The organism is Psychromonas sp. MB-3u-54, assembly GCF_002836415.1.
In the GTDB taxonomy this organism is placed as follows: domain Bacteria; phylum Pseudomonadota; class Gammaproteobacteria; order Enterobacterales; family Psychromonadaceae; genus Psychromonas.
In genome coordinates this window covers 1-18,282 of sequence record NZ_PJBP01000130.1, presented here as the reverse complement: position 1 = coordinate 18,282, position 18,282 = coordinate 1, and the positions used below count along the sequence as shown (strand labels likewise).

Below are 18,282 nucleotides of genomic sequence, written 5' to 3'. Positions count from 1 at the left end.
AATTATGCCTGATAAAATAAAACAAAAAGTATTAATTGTCGATGATATCAAAGATAACATTAAGGTATTAATCGATCTGCTGAAGCCGGAATATAAAACATTTTTCGCGACTAATGGTGAAAAAGCCCTTGAATTAGCTAAAAATATGATCCCTGATATTATCTTACTGGATATTGTAATGCCGGAAATGGATGGCTTTGAAGTATGCCAGAAATTGAAATCTAACCCCATCACCTGCGATATTCCTGTTATCTTCATATCCGCAAAGAGCAATATTGGGGATGAAAAAAAAGGCTTAGAAGTCGGTGCGGTGGATTACATTACCAAGCCGATTAGTCCGGCGATCGTTAAAGCCAGGGTGAAAAATCATTTAAAACTTCAAGAAGCCATGCAGGAACTGAAACGACTATACAACACGGCACTTGATTCCAATCCCATGACGGGTCTTCCTGGTAATAACAGTGTTGCAAAACAGATTAAAAGTGCACTGGATACTCGAGAAAATTTGTCCGTGATTTATTCTGATTTGGACAATTTTAAAGCATACAATGATAAATACGGCTTTGCTTTGGGGGATCAAGTCATCAAGTTTACCTGCCAGGTTTTTCAAAATGTTGTCGCTGAACTAAATATCAAGGATGCATTTATCGGTCATATCGGCGGGGACGACTTTGTTCTGATTGTGCCATCTGATCTGACTCAAACCGTCGCTGAAAAAATCATTCACCGGTTCGATCAAGGCGTTATTAAGTTTTATTCCAGCGAAGATGCAGAAACCAAGTGTATTCAATCTGTTAACCGCCAAGGTGAAAGCGAGACCTTCCCATTAATGTCAATCAGTTTGGCAGGTGTTGATTTGGCACAGGGTGTCTACAAGGAGTACATGGAAGTGAATGATGTCTGTGCGACCACCAAAAAAATAGCGAAATCTATGCCAGGAAGTAGCTTTTTTTTAAACAGACGAGATGCAACGGAATAAAAAGATTGGAAGGCTGAAAGGCTGGAAGGCTGGAAGGCAAAAGGCCAATCTTTTTCTGTAGCTGATTTGATTGATTGGTAGGCTTGCGCTTTATGCATTTGTTGTCGCCTTTATCGTTGGTATTCCCCTTGACGAATAAAAACTATCAGCTAACAAGCTAAAGCCTACCGACCAGCGTCAACAGCAAAATCCTACACCTCTTCAAGCATATAAACCTAACTGTAGCGGCTAGGCAATTTCCGACCGTTTTTCTTGATCAATCAATTCCTTTAGCAAGTGGAAAAATGATAAAATTGAAAAAACTGCACCGCAGAGCCTGAGTTTTGCATAAAAGTGTAGATTTAAAATTTGTTCTTTAATCTTTTCCCGTTCTTCTTACGTTCCGTATTTTTCCCCTATTTTTCCCCCTATCAACAATAGATAGATCCCATTAAAAAACATAAACATTTGATAAATAACATTAAAACATGTAACTTTCATTTTCATCATAAACAAAGATGTTAGCTTTTTCTATCAACGAGGATTACGTATGGATAAAAATGGAACCGCAGCTTTTAAGCAGTTAGTAGAGTCAGCCCCGATTCTATTTTACGTTGCAGATAAAAATTTAAAGTTCACCTATATCAATCCATTTTTTTCAGAAATTCATCATATCTCTAAGCAACAAGCCGTTGGATTACACATATCAGAAGTTATTGGAATAGATGGTTTTAATGGAAATTTGAAGAATTACAACAAAGTTTTGACTGGCGAAATAGTTAAATTCAATACCGCCTTCGTTAAACTTGATGGTAATCCGCACTATTGCTACGCAATTTACGAACCTTTGATCGAGAAGGGGGAGATTGTAGGTTTCACCGGAGTGGTTATAGACACGACTGCTGAACATGAACTAGATCAATTATCTAAAACTGATTTATTAACACAATTAAGTAATCGTAGGGAATTCGAATATGACATGGTTAACATATTAGAGGGGGATATAACGTTGAACTATGGAATGCTTATTTTGGACGTTGATTTTTTCAAAAAAATAAACGACCAACTAGGCCATGATATGGGCGATAACGCATTAATAAAGCTGAGTAAATTACTAGAAAGTATTATTGAATTTCCTAGTAAAGTTTTTCGGATCGGCGGCGAAGAGTTTGCGATTATCCTTTATGATCTCAAAGGAGAAGATGAACTTAGAAGACGAGCTGATTATATCCGTAGGAAAGTCGCCTCTTCCATCATTATCGAAGGAAAAAATATTACAGTAAGCATTGGTGGTATTTTATTTAAAGCAGGAGATGATCGTTCCCTCATACTTAAGAAGGCAGATGTTGCGCTTTATACGAGTAAAAAAAATGGTAGAAACCAAGTATATATTTCAAACTCACGCTTAACGACCAACTCTGCTGACTGAGCTTCTGCAGAGTTGGGCGTTAGGGACACATGGGATAAATAAAAAAGATGGCGTTGGGAACAAGATGGGACACCCAAACCTTTTTTAATTGGGCGCCCGCACTTATTCAAGCATATAAATCCGACCGTAACAGCTAAGTAATTTCTGCAAAGTTTATGGGTATCCCGTCCTTGTTTTATTTAATTCAATTATTTGACAGATGTGGAGCGTCCATATATGTCCACTTATTGTTGCATCTTATTGCTCTGTTTACTGTTTACTGTTTACTGTTTACTGTTTACTCACTTATTGTTCACTTGTTATTCACTTACTGTTACACTTATCGTTTATTATCGTTTATTATTGTTAATTGTTGTTAATTATTGTTATTTTGGTGTGCGCTTATTGGTTTTACACCAATTCGCCAGTTACTCGCCAGCGGCTGATAGTGCCATGAGCGGTCTAAGCTTCACGTGTCCTGTTTTCTTTTACTGTTGAAAAAGCATGACTCTCTCAACAGCAAGAGCAATAAGGTAAAGAAAATTTTGCATAAAAGTGTAGATTCAATATTCCTCAACAGCAAGAGCAATAAGGTGAAGAGAGTTTTACATAAAAGTGTAGATTCAGATTTTTTCAGTTCTCGTTGTATTCCGTGTTTACACCGTAAGTATGGCCCTATCAACAATAGATAGATCCTATTAAAAAATATAACCGTTTGATAAATATCATCAAAAAATATAGATTTTATTTTCATCATAAATAAGATGTTCGCTTTTTCTAGAAAGGAGAATTATGTATGAATAAAAATGGAGTCACAGCTTTTAAGCAGTTAGTAGAGTCAGCCCCTATTCTATTTTACATTGCAGATAGAAATTTAAAGTTCACCTATATCAATCCATTCTTTTCAAAAGTGAATAATATATCTCAACAAGAAGCCATTGAATTGCACATATCAGAAGTTATTGGACCAGAAGGTTTTAATGGAAATTTGAAGCATTACAACAAAGTATTGACTGGCGAAACGGTTAAATTTAATACCTCCTTCGTTAAACTTGATGGTAATCTGTACGATTACTACGCAATTTACGAACCTTTAATAGAGAAGGGAGAGGTTGTAGGTTTCACCGGAGTGGTTATAGACACGACTGCTGAACATGAGCTAGATCGATTATCTAAAACTGATCTATTAACACAATTAAGTAATCGCAGGGAATACGAATATGATATGGCTAACATATTAAAGGGCGATGTAACATTTAACCATGGGATGCTTATTTTAGACATTGATTTATTCAAAAAAATTAACGATCAACTAGGCCATGATATGGGCGATAACGCATTAATAAAGCTGAGTAAATTACTAGAAAATATGATTGAATTTCCTAGTAAAGTTTTTCGGATCGGCGGAGAAGAGTTTGCGATTATCCTTTATGATATCAAAGGAGAAGATGAACTTAGAAGACGATCTGAATATATCTGTGAGAAAGTAGCCTCTTCAGTCATTATTGAAGAGAAGGATATTACAGTAAGTATTGGTGCTATCTTATTTAAAGCGGGAGATGATCGTTCCCTCATACTTAAGAAGGCAGATATTGCGCTTTATGCGAGTAAAAAAAATGGTCGAAACCAAGTGCATATTTCAAACTCAAGCTGACTACGCTTCTGCAGCAGCGTTAGTCACACAGGGAAAAAAAAGACAGAAAAAAAAATAGGACAGCCAAACCTTTTTCAATTGAGAGCCAAAGCCTATACCTTTTCAGTATGTCCGATAGTGATGCTCGCTTAAAGTTTAATATGCTGCTTGAATATGGATAAAAACTCATCCTTACGATGGCTTACTAATAACATTGTACTGTGTTCTTGTGTTGCCAAATGCTCTAAAAAATTAAGTACTCTGTGCCTGTTGAGTTCATCTAAACCTTGGGTTGGCTCATCTAAAATTAATAAATAAGGCGATTTAACTAACGCTCGAGCAATTAATGCCAGCCGTTGTTCACCATAACTTAAGCTTTGAAACAAACTATTTTGCTGTGCTAATAAACCTATTTTATTCAACCACTGGCGAGCAATATTTACTTGGTATGGGCTGGGTTGTTGGTACACGCCAATCGAGTCATAAAACCCTGAAAGAACAACCGTTAACAGGTCACCATTTACTCTGTATTGTCGATGGAGTTCTGAGCTAACAATACCCATCTGTTTTTTAATTTCCCAAATAGCCTCACCGGAACCGCGTTTATATCCAAGGACATGAATATCGTTGCTGTAACATTGCGGGCAATCCCCTGTAATTAACTGCATTAAGGTTGATTTCCCACTGCCATTAGCGCCAGTGATCAAAGTATGCTGCAGAGGTTTTATTTCAACATTCAAGTTCTCAAAAACATTGACACCATTATAATGAACAAGGCCTTTAGAAAGCTTAACTAAATAAGGATGCTTATAATCTGATAATTCTTGCCTGTTTTCCGGCCAACTGGTTTTATCAGGCGCAGGACTTAATAAAGCATCCAATTGATTTTTAGTGTCAATATTATCCAATTTACCAATCACATCAAATAGGCCTCGTTCAATAAAGGCAATATTATGACACCAAACAGGAATGTCCTGTCGGTTACTTAACATCAGCAATACAGTAACACCTGTCTTAGATAAGCGCTCTAAGGCGATGGATAATGCTTCGCATGATTCGCAGTCTAAGCTGTCAAAAGGATTATCGCAGACTAAAAGTTCAATGCCGCTAAAGATGGCTTGTAGAATTAAAAGCTTTCTACTTTCACCTGTACTTAGTTGAATATACCTCGTTTCAAGTCGGTGGCTTAAACCAAATTCATTAATGAGCGGATCATTCAATCTGTCTTTTGGGAGAAAATCTTTTGCTTTAGTGCCTACATCGTCAGCATCGATATCATCTGGTGCTTCTAGTTTAAGCGTCTGCTCATAGGTATTCTGCTGCATTTCAAATGAAATGATCCCTACTTTATCTTTATCAGGTGATTGTAGTTGTTCAAAACTCGTTGGCTCTAAAGCGCCGCTTAAAAGCTGATTTAGATACTGCTTTCCAGAGCCATTACGGCCTAACACACACCAATTTTCATTTTCACGTAGTTGCCAATTTTTGATGGTTAACTTGTCATGTTCAAAATTTAAAATATTTATCATAGTGTATTCAGTTTCTTTTAAAGGGTTATTTGTTTTCGTTGCTATCTTATATGACGAAAGACTGGACAGCCAAACCATTTTAAATTGAGCGCGAAATTCTGCATACAAACAATTCGGCTAAATGCCCTAAGCTTGCCAATAAATACAGCACACTCAGGCACAAACCCCAAAGAAAATCACTCCACCAGCGCTTGAAAATAAAAAATTAACCCGCTGAGATCGCGATGTTTTATCCTTTTCAAATATCTGTTTTTTTTCTCCTCACAAAAAGAACACAAACACTCACTTAATCGGGTTTCCCTTACTTTTTAAATTCAAAATTTTGATGTAAGCATCATTAAAAAGATCAGCTAGTATGTAGGATAGCCAATGACCAAATTCCTTAAATAAAAGGGGTTTTTACTGTTTTCTAGTTTTTTGTTATTTAAGAGAGATATTATGAAACACGCAAACGCTTACCAACCTTTTTTTCTGTCCAGTCTTCAAAGAGTCCATACCCTTACTTTAAATGATCTGAAATGGACCGCATTTGAAGCTCATGATTTTTTAGGTGATGGAGAAGATTGGGCATTAGTGATAGAAAATATGCTGTTAGAAAAAAATCCGGAATTATTAACAAAAATAAAATTTGGCGAACAGAGGGATATGTTTTGTATTAGCAGTGAAGATAAAGATGCGCTGCATGAAATTGCCGAAATGGTTGCTGAATTTTATGAAGATCGCACCCTATTAGAGGAACAAATTGAAAAATATGCCAAGTACTAATTTGAATCCGGTAAAGTTTTAGGACTTACTTAGAAAACCCATATTTTTAAAAAAATACTGAGTAAAGGGCCGGCCGCATTAGCATATAATTGTCATCAGTCGCGCAAAAAAATTAAAAATAACCATTTCAGGTGTGTTTTAACGAGAATTTAATCCTTTTAATAAATGATTAAATCCTCGTTTTAATTCTCATTTAAATTAAGTGTTTTAAGATACGAAGGGAGCGGTCGCTTTATTTAATAACCAGCCTGCCTGTATCTTTACATTTCCATCGAAGCTCAACTGTGTGGCATTCTTATCGCTAAACACACGCGCTGACATTACCGCCTCACCCTCATTAATGAAAACTTCGAGGGAAGAACTATCTGATAAAATCTGTAATTGAACCGAGGCTGAATCTGGCAGGGCTAACTCACGCACGCTATCACCTTCACGGATCAGGGTATTGCTGCGATCAAAATATAATCGACGCGCAGCTGAATCCAGACGAATTTCACAATAACCGGACTCGGACTGGTGTAAACGTAAGACACTGCCCCACTGCATTGAAACTTGCAGTTCGAATGCTTTACTGTGCAGATCAAAACAAGTTTCATCTTCTGATAGGACAATCGGCGTATGACGAAGCGTTTGCAACTCTTTAATGGGTTTTTGGATTAACGCACCATTCTCATAGGATAATTCCCGCATTGTGGTTAATTGATGCACCCAACCATTGTCCGCGCTTGGATGATCGATTTCATCGGGCAATCCCATCCAGGCACTCATAATTCTGCGCCCGTCGGGGGTCTGTAATGATTGCGGGGCATAAAAGTCAAAACCATGATCTAAATGTTGAAAATCAGATAACAGGGCTTTGCCGCTTGTCTCCAGCTTCGCTTTAACAATACCGTTGTGATGGGCAATGGTATGACTCTTATCAGGCGAGTTAATTCCCTGCGGACCAATCACAATAAAGTCTTGCTTGTTTAGAGTGAAAAAATCAGGGCATTCCCACATATAACCAAAATCACCTAACTCGTCACCGCACAGTGCCATAAATGTCCATGTTTTGAGATCCTTCGAGTGGTAAATCGCTAAACGGCCAATTTCATCTTCACGCTGCACACCCAGCAACATTAACCAACGGTCATTGTGACGGATAACTTTAGGATCGCGGCAATGCGGGGTAACTCCCGGTGGCAATTCAGGCACAACGGGGCCCTGTTTAGTAAAGTGAAGTCCATCCGTTGAAGTGGCCAAGCATTGCGTGGTATGTCTGTCTCGCTGCTCACCAATACGTGTATTACCGGTATAGAACAACATTAACAGATCATCCTGACTGAGCGCATGGCCTGAAAAAACACCGTGGCTATCAAACCAATCCGAAGGGGTTAATGCGACGGGTTGCCACTGCCAGTTCACTAAATCTTTGCTGGTTAAGTGCGCCCAATACTTGTCTTTATGCACGCAGGCATAGGGGTACCACTGATAAAAAAGGTGATATTGTCCTTGATGATAAATAAAACCATTGGGATCGTTTAACAAACCCTGTGGGGGCGAGATATGCCAGTCGGGGCGAAATTCACATTCAACCGGCGCGGTATAAGCCGAGATATCCTGCCGCTGTTGATCACTGATTAGCTGCCCGACTTGTAATAATTGCGCTGCAAACTCATTCATATTTTCAATGACAGTTTGCTGATAAGTCACCTGCTTTAGGGTTAAATTGTAAGCTTGTTTTTTTGCTTCGGCAGATAACAATTCAAACTCATGAATCTCAATAATAATACGCGAATCGGGGATCAGAACACGCAGGACATTATGGATACCACCACAGTCTTTAATAATTGATAATAACGACATTCGACACCTGTAATAATTAATAAAAAGTACAAATAAAAATGGGAACGTTTGCAGAATATAAAAATAAAGGTATATTTGCAATAATATGATTTTTATTTAAACACAAAGATCCTTGACTGCAGCTTACAAAAACTTGCAATAAACGAGATAAGAGGTTTTATTTTCTGAAAATCAACAACTTTCCCGATCGATAATTTCAAAGCTCATGACCAGTTTACTGACACTTGACTGTTTATTTTCAATTAAATCCAACAACATATTGGCTGACTTTTCTCCTGTTAAATCAAATGCATAAGAAAACGTTGATAAGCTTGGCGTGGATACTTGACTTAACTCGTCATTACCCACCCCCAGTACTTTAATATCTTTCCCCGGCACTTTATCCGATTCAGAGATAGCCTTCATTGCACCTATTGCGATTCTATCCGTCGCACAAAACAAACCGTCTAATTGCGGCCAGTCAATTAATAGCTGTTTAGCCTGCTGGTAACCAGATTCAATTGAAAATTCCCCGCGGCTGTGAAAAAGTGGCGAGAGCTGCTTTGTATGTTGCAATGCTTGCCTCAAGCCTTCAAAACGACATTGGTCAACCGCAATATCCTGGCTGTTGACCCCAATAAAAACAATGTTTGCTGCGCCCGCGGCAAGCAATCTCTGCCCTGCGCTGAAACCAACACTCAGATCATCATAAATGACACTGGGAATATTAAACAGAGACCCGTCCTGCCCAATTAATACCACCGGGGCTGTAGATTGTTTAATGGCGTCAACCAATGCCGAATCTAAATGCGTTGCATAGAGTAATATTCCTTCAACACGTTTTTGATTAAAACGTTTTATATATTCAATCTCTTGTGCGTGATTTTGCTGGCTGTTTGCCAATAAAACATACTTACCCGCTTGATCAATGATCGAACTTAAACCATCGAGGCCTTTCGCAGTGGCATTTGAATACATACGCGGGACTATCACGCCGATAAGATTGGTTTTCTGAGATTGCAGATCTCTGGCAACTTGATTGGCGACATAACCGCAGACATCAATCGCTTTCTGAACCTTTTCTTTGGTACTCGCTTTCACACCGGACTCATTATTAATCACACGAGAGACGGTCGATTTTGATACACCGGATAATTTGGCTACGTCATGCAGGCCTGCCATGGATTATTTCCTATAGTTTGGGATCGTTTGCAGATATGTTAACAAAAAAGGAGAGGTTAAGCGTTGAAAATGGCATTTTAGGTTGCTTTTTAAGCAAAAATAATGATATTGGTCACATTTAAAAGCTGTGGAACTTGAAAAAATAGCCTGGCTGCCTGAACATACGCTTTGCAAACGTTCCCAAAAAACCAAATTAATAACCTTTTGTAAATAGCCTGACTATTACAAAAATGATCATACGGAGTATAAAGATGAATTACCCTAAAGTTGCAAGCCAGCTAATAAAAATGCTTGGCGGTAAAGATAACATTAAAGCACTGGCGCATTGTGCTACGCGCTTACGTCTTGCCATTAATGACGAATCGCTGATTAATGAAAAAGGCATTGATGACCTTGAAGGTGTTAAGGGCCAGTTTAAGGTCGCAGGTCAATACCAAATCATTTTTGGCTCCGGCATCGTTAATCAGGTTTATACGCAGATGACAAAACTGACCGGTATCGATGAGATGAGCACTAAGGAGGTTGCCTCGGCCGGTGCCGAGAAACAAAACATTATTCAGCAAGCGGTAAAAGGCTTGTCAGATATCTTTGTCCCTATTATTCCGGCAATCGTTGCCGGCGGTCTGTTAATGGGTATCTTTAACCTGTTAGTCGCACCGGGATTATTTATTGACGGGCAGTCACTGGTTGAAGCTAACCCGGGCCTAGCCGATCTTGCTGCAATGATTAATACCTTTGCTAATGCGCCTTTTGTATACCTTCCTATTCTTATCGCATTTTCTGCCAGTAAAAAGTTTGGTGGTAACCCCTATTTAGGCGCTGCGCTGGGTATGTTGATGGTTCACCCGGACTTGCTTAACGGTTGGGGATTTGGTGGTGCAGCCGTTGCCGGTGATATTCCGGTTTGGAATATCCTGGGTTTTGAAATCCAAAAAGTGGGTTATCAGGGGTCAGTATTACCGGTATTAGTCGCGGCCTTTATTCTCGCCAAAGTTGAAAACGGTCTGCGTAAATTTATTCCTTCGGTGTTAGATAACCTCTTAACTCCCCTGCTTGCTCTCTTTATTACCGGTGTGCTTACCTTTACCATTGTTGGTCCGTTCACCCGTGATCTCGGCTTCCTGCTGGGTGACGGTCTAAGCTGGTTGTACGATTCTGCAGGTTTCATCGGTGGTGCAGTGTTTGGTTTCATCTACGCTCCCTTTGTAATAACGGGTATGCATCACAGCTTTATCGCGATTGAAATTCAACTGCTTGCTGATATTGCAGTGACTGGCGGTACCTTTATCTTCCCTATTGCAGCAATGTCAAATATCGCCCAGGGCGGTGCAGCATTAGCCGTCGGATTTACAACCAAAGATATCAAAATGAAAGGTATTGCAATGCCATCGGGTGTGACGGCGCTGCTGGGTATCACTGAGCCGGCTCTGTTTGGTGTTAACTTGAAACTTCGCTATCCGTTTATCGCGGCAATTTGTGCAGCCGCTGCTGCAAGTGCATTTATCACACTCTTTAATGTGAAAGCCAGTGCGCTAGGCGCCGCTGGTCTGCCAGGCATTATCTCTATTCGTCAAGGCGATGTGACACCTTATGTAATAGGCATGGCTATTTCATTTGCAAGCGCATTTGTGCTCACCATAATATTGGGTAAACGTGCTGACGCGAAAAATAAAAAACAAGCTAAAGTAATGCAGCAAGCAACGGCATAAGCGTCATTAGTTAGACATCATTTAAAAAACCAGTACCGTTTATCGGGTACTGGTTTTTCTGTATAAAGGAGTTGTTATGAACAGAATTTGGGTTAGCGGCGATGCCGTTGTAGATTTGATTCCAGAAAGTGAAAAAAGCTATCTAAAATGCCCCGGTGGTGCGCCGGCTAACGTAGCTGTTGCCGTATCACGATTAGGGGGTGATAGCGCCTTTTTTGGCCGTGCCGGCCAAGATCCATTCGGTCAATTTATGAAAGAAACGCTCAATAACGAGGGTGTCAATACAGATTTCATGGTTCTTGACCAAGCACAACGCACCTCTACTGTGGTGGTTGGCCTAGATCAATCGGGTGAGCGCAGTTTCACTTTTATGGTCAAACCAAGTGCAGATCAATTTTTGCTGCCAACTGATCTTCCGGATTTTTCAGAATATCAGTGGTTACATTTTTGCTCCATTGCACTGGCTAACGAACCTAGCCGCAGCAGCACTTTTTTAGCTGCCCAGAAAATGAAATCTGCAGGCGGGTTTATCAGTTTTGATCCCAACCTGCGTGATGAGGTATGGGCTGATCCAAGCGAAATAAAATCAGTGGTATTAGATGCAGTTGCCATGGCCGATGTGGTTAAATTCTCAGATGATGAACTGCTTTTTTTAACCGCCACAAAGTCAATCGAAGCAGGCTTGAAGGCGATCAAAAAATTTAAAAATCCCCTGGTGCTTATTACCCAAGGCGCAAAAGGCGCATTAGTTGTCACTCGGGATAAACAAGAGCTTATTGCAGGTAAAGCGCTAAAACCAATCGATACGACCGGTGCTGGAGATGCCTTTGTGGGGGGATTAATCACTTATCTTGCGCAAAACAGCAACTGGCGTGATATTGAGCACATTCGCCATGCCGTGCAATGGGCAAATGGCTGTGGTGCTTTAGCCACGACCCAAAAAGGCGCCATGACCGCCCTGCCTTTAAAAGATCAACTTACACAGTACCTGGCCAATTTGTAATCGGTTTTTAAGCAGCGTTACTTTACCTAAGCGGTTTAAGCCAGTGAATAAGCGCAATGAGCACGGCTTATACCAATTCCACTAATTAGATGATCTATTTAGGCGCCGAAAAAACGCATGAAAGCAAGGCATTGATTGCAGTAACTAGTTGTTCTAATTATAAAATCAATCACGAAGCTAGCATGTGTTTTAACAAGCATAAATGGGCATGATTTAATGGATTTGGTATTAAAGGCCCCTAACAAGGAGAAGATAAATTGTCATCGATCAAAGCCGGATTTAAACGTTTAGACAACCTCACCAAGTGGATTGGATACGTGCTTTATGCACAGATTTTGCTCGCTGTTTTAGCGATTATATTTCAGTTTATAGAGTATCAATTATTATCCGCTTTCCAGCAGGGGATTTATGCCTCGCTGGCGAATGCTTATGACGATGGTGAGCTGGCTATTGAGATACTGCAAATCATAGGCATGGCGTCCTTGCTTGCCTTTATTGCTTCGGCAGTGTTAATCCTGCAGTGGATTTATCGGGCCAATAATAATGTGCGCCAACTTGGCGCGCAGAAGATGAACTTTACACCGGCTTGGTCTATCGCTTATTACTTTATTCCGGTGTTTAATCTATGGAAACCCTATCAGGCAATGAAAGAAATCTGGCTGGCCAGTAAAAATGCCGTTGCTGGGGATTTGTCAAAGAGTCGTTCAATTCTGCCGCTCTGGTGGACGCTGTGGCTCGCCTCTAATCTCTTAGGTCAATCTATTTTCCGGTTATCGGCCAGTGCAGAAAAGTTGCCTGAATTAATAAATTTCAATTTGATCTCACAAGCTTCTAATTTATTAGATATCCTGCTCGCAATAGTGACTTATACTATGATAAAGGTTATTTATCGAATGCAAACCAGCCATAAAGAATAAACTGATAAGTGGCTGAGCTATAAAACACAGACTTTTCTCAAATAAAATCTATTCACTCCCCCGGAATATCCACCAGCACAGGATAGACATCTGCCGAGGCCTTAATCTAACTTGATCATTAACTTAGAATAAAATGATATAAAAATGCCTTTTGTTTTTTTATTTTGAAATAAGCCTGATATTACCACCTGATTTTGTTAAAATATTTTTGGAAAATTCAATCGACTGTTACATTAACAGAGCCAGGTCGCTCTAAGCGAGGATGTATGAAGGTAAATAAGGATAAATACAGTATAGATAATACCGATTATACTGTCGGACAGGATAACGTTCAAAAATGGGGTTTTGATATACATAACCCTGTATTTGGCACTAGCGCAGGTTTAATTTCTATTTTTTTGATTACCATTTTAGTTATCGACCCGGCAATATCAAAAGCTTTTTTAGACGGTTTAAAATGGGATATTATAGGGACATTTGACAGCTTCTTTATGTGGTCTGCCAATTTTTTTGTGATCTTCTGTTTGGCATTAATTGTCTCTCCTTTTGGTAAAATTCGCCTAGGTGGCGACGATGCAAAAGCGGATCATTCAAGACTTTCCTGGGTAGCGATGCTTTTTGCTGCCGGAATGGGCATTGGTTTGATGTTTTGGGGTGTTGCAGAGCCTGCAGCCTATTACACAGGCTGGTATGAAACCCCACTAAATGTAGTCGCTAATACACCGGCGGCCGCAGAGCTTGCACTGGGTGCGACGATGTACCACTGGGGATTACATCCCTGGGCGATTTATGGCGTAGTGGCCTTATCGTTATCATTCTTTGCTTACAATAAAGGCTTACCGCTTTCCATACGATCTGCTTTTTATCCTATATTGGGAGATCGCACTTGGGGCTGGCCGGGGCATGTCATTGATGTGTTAGCCGTATTAGCCACATTATTTGGTCTCGCAACATCCTTAGGTTTAGGCGCGCAACAAGCTGCTGGCGGAATACAGCATGTGTTTGGCATTGAAGCCGACCTCACCCTGCAAATCACTATTATTGTGGTGGTGACTATACTGGCGATTGTCTCGGTGGTACGTGGTCTTGAAGGTGGTGTTAAATTAATCAGTAATATCAATATGTTAATTGCAGTGGTTTTAGTCATTTTTGTTGCACTTGTGACGCTTGCTGTTTCGCTCGGCACTATTCCCACAACCATAATGGGTTATGTTAAGAATATTATCCCCTTAAGTAATCCAATGGGTCGTGATGACGAAGCCTGGATGCAAGGCTGGACTGTATTTTATTGGGCATGGTGGATTTCATGGTCTCCTTTTGTGGGTATGTTTATTGCTCGTATCTCACGCGGTCGTACGGTACGTGAATTTCTTACCGCTGTAATGATTATACCAACAGCAGTCACTATTCTATGGATGTCTGTCTTTGGTGGTGTCGCTATTGACCAAATTATCAATAATGTCGGCATATTGGGCAGTGAAGGTTTAACGGAAGTTCCGCTTGCGATGTTCCAGATGTTTGATGCTCTGCCATTAGGTAGCGTCTTATCAATGATAGCTGTGCTGCTGGTAATGGTTTTCTTTATTACCTCTTCCGATTCAGGATCGCTGGTAATAGACAGTATTACTGCCGGTGGTAAAATCGATGCACCGATTCCACAACGTATTTTTTGGGCAACAATCGAGGGTGCAGTTGCGGCTGTTTTACTCTGGGTTGGTGGCACGGAAGCAATTCAGGCACTACAAGCGGGTGCTATTTCGACCGGCCTACCCTTTACCATTATTTTATTAGTAATGTGTGTCAGTTTGTTGATGGGTATGCGCACCGAAAAGCATAAAAGCTAGTTTTTACTCGCTATAAAAAAAGCCGATGAATTATTCATCGGCTTTTTTTTGCGCATAATAAATATTATCTCCTAGGGTCTGTTGACCTTTGGAGTACAAATTTTGTTCAATTTAAAAGTGTTCTGAGCAAGGCATGCCTCGTTCACATAGTTATTCTATGTAAACGACGCATAACGCAGCGCAGGACGCTTTTAGATGAACCCGAAGGGCAGCATTTGTGGATACGATCGACTACGTTATCGCCTACTTATGTAGAATAACGACACGGCGCAGGCTCTGCCTTGTATAAAGCACTCACAAATTGCTGCAAAAATGCACACGAAAGGTCAACAGACCCTAGTTATACCAAAAGAATTAATGAAGTGATCAATGATTGCGAAGGAAAAATTAGCACTAACAAGGCGAGAGTTGCATTCGATCGTTGTTCTCCTTCACAAAATCGTCTGGAACGATTTTGAACAGCTTTAGCTGACCACAAAGTGGTGAAGAACAGGATGTTCTGAATAAAACTCACAACACAGTTAGGGATGATTTTAACCAGCAAGGATGATCACCTTTTTAGTTCTTTTGGTACTATAACCATAAATTTTTAATCGCAGTGTCCGGACTAAAATGATATATGATTTGAGCCTGCAGTAGTTCCGCGGTAGCAATGGCATCGGTTAAGGCATCATGAGGCGGATAAACGGGTAAGTTGTAACGAGTACGGCTATTGGCCAGACGAATTGACTCCGGTCGCTTTTTGCTAAAGAAGTTAAGCCACCCCTTTGATCTCTTCCTGTGCAAATCGGCTTCAATCTGCATGGTATCGATAACCGGAAACATAATACCTTCATTGATCAAAATGCGTAAAGTGTGATCAAGAAAATCACGCTCAATATGACGATAATGCACTACTACCACTTTTCCTGCCAATTCATCTAAAAGCTGCTCCAAAATGCGCAACAAATCAGGTGCATCTTGTAAATCCGAGTGGGTGATACCATGAATAATAATCGAGTTTTCCTGTAAATTATCCTGCGGAGTGATATACCATTTTTTTGCTTTACGACAAAAAATACGCTGTAAATTAAAGGGCACCAGACCAATGCTAATTATGCCGTTTTGCTGTGAGTCTAAGCCTGTCGTTTCAAAATCCAGTGCAACAAAATCAATCTCACTTAATGGTGTTTCATTGTGATAGGTCCCCGCATGATAAAAATCACGCAAACGTGAATCTTTACTGTTCTGCTCTTTTAACTGCAGAAAGGCTGCCCAGTTTAAAATCTCCTGGTTTTTGAAATTTTCCATTAGTTAACCTTCAAAATTTATTGCCACTATAACGGTATTTTAAAAAGTTTTGCGCATTGCTTAAAACGAGAAAGGCATCTTTAAGATTGCGCCTTTCAAAATCAGACATATTTTCCGGTTCAATATTATTATCCGGCTCAATTCCGGACTTTATATCTAATGCCTGATGACGCAAACGTACCAGAGAGATAAGCTCCATCGCATGCTTTAGATCTTCACCCTTTGATTTGGGCAGAATACCGGCTTCGATAATATCGTCTAAGCGTTCAAAGGAGTTTTGTGATGGCGAGCCAATCGCCAGTGCATGCACGCGCACAAGATCCGCAAGCGGAGCCGTGCCCCGACGTTTTAAATTAATTGAATTATTATGGCGGCCATCTTTTTCCATCACAAAATCTTTAAAGAAGCCCAATGGCGGGGTGCGATTACGCGCATTTTGCGCCAAACAGGCGAGGAAACGGTTATTTTTCTTGGCTCTGCGCAGAATAAACGCATTTAACTGCTCGGCCCATTTTAACCTGCCATAAACACCGGTCAAATCAAAGAAAATAGAGCAGTTTAATAAGGATTGCGGGTTGGGATTATCTATCCAGTCAGCGAAACAATCTTCCCACTGGGATCGGGTTTTACGGTACTCAGGATTGGTCGCCATAATATAACCCGTGCAGTAAGTGTAACCGCAGGCGGCCAGTCCATCACAAACAAACTCGGCTAACTGCTCGAAATATGCACCATGTAACTCCACCTGATAACTATTATCAAGAATAAGGGCATTATCCTGATCGGTAACCATCAGCTGTTCATTGCGGGCCATCGAACCAAGGGCTAAAAAACAGTAAGGTATAGGGGGCGGGCCGAACTTCTCTTCTGCGAGTGTCAATAAACGCTGCTTAAAGCTGCGCCCAATTTCAGACATTGCCCGTCCAACCATATGAGAATTAGCGTCCTCATTAACCATGCGCACAAAACAGTTTTTTAACTGCGTAGAAAGATGTGCTAAATCTTCGCTACTTTTTTGTTGGAAGATACTGCTGACAAATAACAAACTATTTTGCGATTCGTAACGGATAATATCCGCCACTTCAATCAGACCAATGGGTTTTTTGTTTTTTAGAATAGGCAGGTGATGAATATTATAACGCAGCATAAGCAGCATCGCCTCAAAAATATAGGCGTTATGATCCAGTGAAATTAAATCCGTCGACATCACTTGTGAAATGGGATTATCAACACTTAACCCGGATGCAATAACGTTAGCGCAGAGATCATGTTCCGTAATAATGCCCACGAAACTGCTACCCAGCTCATCTTCTATATCAGGATCATTTATTAATGCGGCAGAAATATTTTCGCCGGCCATTATCTTGGCAACCGCTTGAATAGTGCTGCTACTAGGAAGCACCAGTGGCGCTCTGGTCAGCAATGTTTTTACTCTGGAAATGGTGACATCCGTTTTACTTTTTACCGCATGTTTTAAACGCATGCTGTCCTCTACCTCAACAAAGTCAGCGAAATCGTCATAAGACTCACACAACTCATTGAAGACAGACTCAGGAATAGAGTATAAAAGTGTATCTTTGACCGCTTTGGCAGGAAAACGTACTTTATTATTGGTAAGCAATCCCATTTGTCCAAATAACTGACCTTGGTCAAGACGATTATAAAGTTCACCTTTACGGCGATATAACTCGACCACCCCGCTACGGAGTATGTACAGTTCATTAATCTTGTCATTAAAGTCAATAATCATGGTATCTGCACGGTAATAAGAGATTTCAACACTTTGCGCAACTTCAACTATTACTTGTTCAGGAAGCTGATCAAAGGGGGCGTACTGAGCAATAAAACTTTGAATTTCGAGTAGTTCGGCTGTCATTAATTGGCCTGCTAGTTGGTGATGACGGGATCTTGTGTTGATCTCCCTATAGATATTATAGGCGTAATGGATACCCGTAATTGATAGGTCTCTGATCAGGTAATAATAGTGAGACTATCTAAGTTAAATAACAAAGTCGAATAGCGCCGCTAAAAGAGATGATCTGAATCTGTATATTATACCAAATCCATTAAATTTATGCCCATTTATGCTGGTTAAAACACATGCTAGCTAGACATAAAACTACGTTTTAGTCTTTGTTATTGATTTGATAATTAGAATAACTAGTTACTGCAATCAATGCCTTGCTTTCATGCGTTTTTCCGGCGCCTAAATAGATCATC

13 protein-coding genes are annotated in these 18,282 nt (G+C 40.2%); 8 read left to right on the top strand and 5 right to left on the bottom strand.

Annotated features, from left to right (window positions below):
• Positions 1-4 precede the first annotated feature (4 nt).
• The 3 genes from CXF72_RS09925 (at position 5) to CXF72_RS09915 (ending at position 4,020) form a co-directional block, all read left to right on the top strand.
• Positions 5-979, top strand: coding sequence for a response regulator (locus tag CXF72_RS09925; protein WP_101038805.1), 975 nt, complete (start codon positions 5-7; stop codon positions 977-979).
• Positions 980-1,508: 529 nt separating this feature from the next.
• Entirely contained in the window at positions 1,509-2,387 is an 879-nt protein-coding gene (locus CXF72_RS09920; protein WP_101038804.1) for a sensor domain-containing diguanylate cyclase, read from the top strand.
• Positions 2,388-3,162: 775 nt separating this feature from the next.
• A complete protein-coding gene (locus CXF72_RS09915; RefSeq protein WP_101038803.1) occupies positions 3,163-4,020 on the top strand; it encodes a sensor domain-containing diguanylate cyclase in 858 nt (285 codons plus the stop codon).
• 128 nt (positions 4,021-4,148) lie between these two features.
• Here CXF72_RS09915 and CXF72_RS09910 read toward each other — a convergent pair whose 3' ends face one another.
• On the bottom strand, positions 4,149-5,528 hold the full coding sequence (locus CXF72_RS09910; protein ID WP_101038802.1) for an ATP-binding cassette domain-containing protein: 1,380 nt from the start codon (positions 5,526-5,528) through the stop codon (positions 4,149-4,151).
• Between the two features lie 438 nt (positions 5,529-5,966).
• Here CXF72_RS09910 and CXF72_RS09905 point away from each other — a divergent pair, with 438 nt between their 5' ends.
• Positions 5,967-6,293 (top strand): Imm51 family immunity protein, encoded by a 327-nt coding sequence (locus CXF72_RS09905; RefSeq protein ID WP_101038801.1) that lies wholly within the window; start codon positions 5,967-5,969, stop codon positions 6,291-6,293.
• 207 nt (positions 6,294-6,500) lie between these two features.
• On the opposite strand, the gene CXF72_RS09900 is transcribed toward CXF72_RS09905, so the two are convergent.
• Together CXF72_RS09900 and CXF72_RS09895 are read right to left on the bottom strand one after the other, a co-directional pair.
• Positions 6,501-8,138, bottom strand: coding sequence for a glycoside hydrolase family 32 protein (locus CXF72_RS09900; protein ID WP_101038800.1), 1,638 nt, complete (start codon positions 8,136-8,138; stop codon positions 6,501-6,503).
• 171 nt (positions 8,139-8,309) lie between these two features.
• Positions 8,310-9,299 carry a LacI family DNA-binding transcriptional regulator gene (locus CXF72_RS09895; RefSeq protein WP_101038799.1) on the bottom strand — a complete coding sequence of 330 codons (990 nt, stop codon included), beginning with the start codon at positions 9,297-9,299 and terminating at the stop codon, positions 8,310-8,312.
• Between the two features lie 251 nt (positions 9,300-9,550).
• Between CXF72_RS09895 and CXF72_RS09890 the strand changes: the two genes are divergently transcribed.
• The 4 genes from CXF72_RS09890 to CXF72_RS09875 all read left to right on the top strand — a co-directional run bounded on the left by CXF72_RS09890 (position 9,551) and on the right by CXF72_RS09875 (position 14,772).
• The gene (locus CXF72_RS09890; protein WP_101038798.1) at positions 9,551-11,008 is read left to right on the top strand and encodes a sucrose-specific PTS transporter subunit IIBC; all 1,458 of its coding nucleotides are present in this window, start codon (positions 9,551-9,553) and stop codon (positions 11,006-11,008) included.
• 76 nt (positions 11,009-11,084) lie between these two features.
• Positions 11,085-12,011, top strand: coding sequence for an aminoimidazole riboside kinase (locus CXF72_RS09885; protein WP_101038797.1), 927 nt, complete (start codon positions 11,085-11,087; stop codon positions 12,009-12,011).
• 257 nt (positions 12,012-12,268) lie between these two features.
• Complete coding sequence (locus tag CXF72_RS09880) at positions 12,269-12,928, top strand: DUF4328 domain-containing protein (protein WP_101038796.1); 660 nt, start codon at positions 12,269-12,271, stop codon at positions 12,926-12,928.
• Between the two features lie 266 nt (positions 12,929-13,194).
• The gene (locus tag CXF72_RS09875) at positions 13,195-14,772 is read left to right on the top strand and encodes a BCCT family transporter (protein WP_101038795.1); all 1,578 of its coding nucleotides are present in this window, start codon (positions 13,195-13,197) and stop codon (positions 14,770-14,772) included.
• A gap of 573 nt (positions 14,773-15,345) precedes the next feature.
• On the opposite strand, the gene CXF72_RS09865 is transcribed toward CXF72_RS09875, so the two are convergent.
• Together CXF72_RS09865 and CXF72_RS09860 are read right to left on the bottom strand one after the other, a co-directional pair.
• A complete protein-coding gene (locus tag CXF72_RS09865) occupies positions 15,346-16,062 on the bottom strand; it encodes a 3'-5' exonuclease (RefSeq protein ID WP_101038794.1) in 717 nt (238 codons plus the stop codon).
• Positions 16,063-16,072: 10 nt separating this feature from the next.
• Positions 16,073-17,938, bottom strand: a complete 1,866-nt coding sequence (locus CXF72_RS09860; RefSeq protein ID WP_101038793.1) for a DUF294 nucleotidyltransferase-like domain-containing protein — start codon at positions 17,936-17,938, stop codon at positions 16,073-16,075.
• Positions 17,939-18,282 lie beyond the last annotated feature (344 nt).

What these genes read in the sequence shown, in the direction of transcription:
- CXF72_RS09900 (WP_101038800.1), bottom strand. Translation starts at nt 8,138, where the DNA reads ATGTCGTTATTATCAATTATTAAAGACTGTGGTGGTATCCATAATGTC.
- CXF72_RS09915 (WP_101038803.1), top strand. Translation starts at nt 3,163, where the DNA reads ATGAATAAAAATGGAGTCACAGCTTTTAAGCAGTTAGTAGAGTCAGCC.
- CXF72_RS09890 (WP_101038798.1), top strand. Translation starts at nt 9,551, where the DNA reads ATGAATTACCCTAAAGTTGCAAGCCAGCTAATAAAAATGCTTGGCGGT.
- CXF72_RS09905 (WP_101038801.1), top strand. Translation starts at nt 5,967, where the DNA reads ATGAAACACGCAAACGCTTACCAACCTTTTTTTCTGTCCAGTCTTCAA.
- CXF72_RS09860 (WP_101038793.1), bottom strand. Translation starts at nt 17,938, where the DNA reads ATGACAGCCGAACTACTCGAAATTCAAAGTTTTATTGCTCAGTACGCC.
- CXF72_RS09875 (WP_101038795.1), top strand. Translation starts at nt 13,195, where the DNA reads ATGAAGGTAAATAAGGATAAATACAGTATAGATAATACCGATTATACT.
- CXF72_RS09925 (WP_101038805.1), top strand. Translation starts at nt 5, where the DNA reads ATGCCTGATAAAATAAAACAAAAAGTATTAATTGTCGATGATATCAAA.
- CXF72_RS09895 (WP_101038799.1), bottom strand. Translation starts at nt 9,299, where the DNA reads ATGGCAGGCCTGCATGACGTAGCCAAATTATCCGGTGTATCAAAATCG.
- CXF72_RS09910 (WP_101038802.1), bottom strand. Translation starts at nt 5,528, where the DNA reads ATGATAAATATTTTAAATTTTGAACATGACAAGTTAACCATCAAAAAT.
- CXF72_RS09920 (WP_101038804.1), top strand. Translation starts at nt 1,509, where the DNA reads ATGGATAAAAATGGAACCGCAGCTTTTAAGCAGTTAGTAGAGTCAGCC.
- CXF72_RS09865 (WP_101038794.1), bottom strand. Translation starts at nt 16,062, where the DNA reads ATGGAAAATTTCAAAAACCAGGAGATTTTAAACTGGGCAGCCTTTCTG.
- CXF72_RS09885 (WP_101038797.1), top strand. Translation starts at nt 11,085, where the DNA reads ATGAACAGAATTTGGGTTAGCGGCGATGCCGTTGTAGATTTGATTCCA.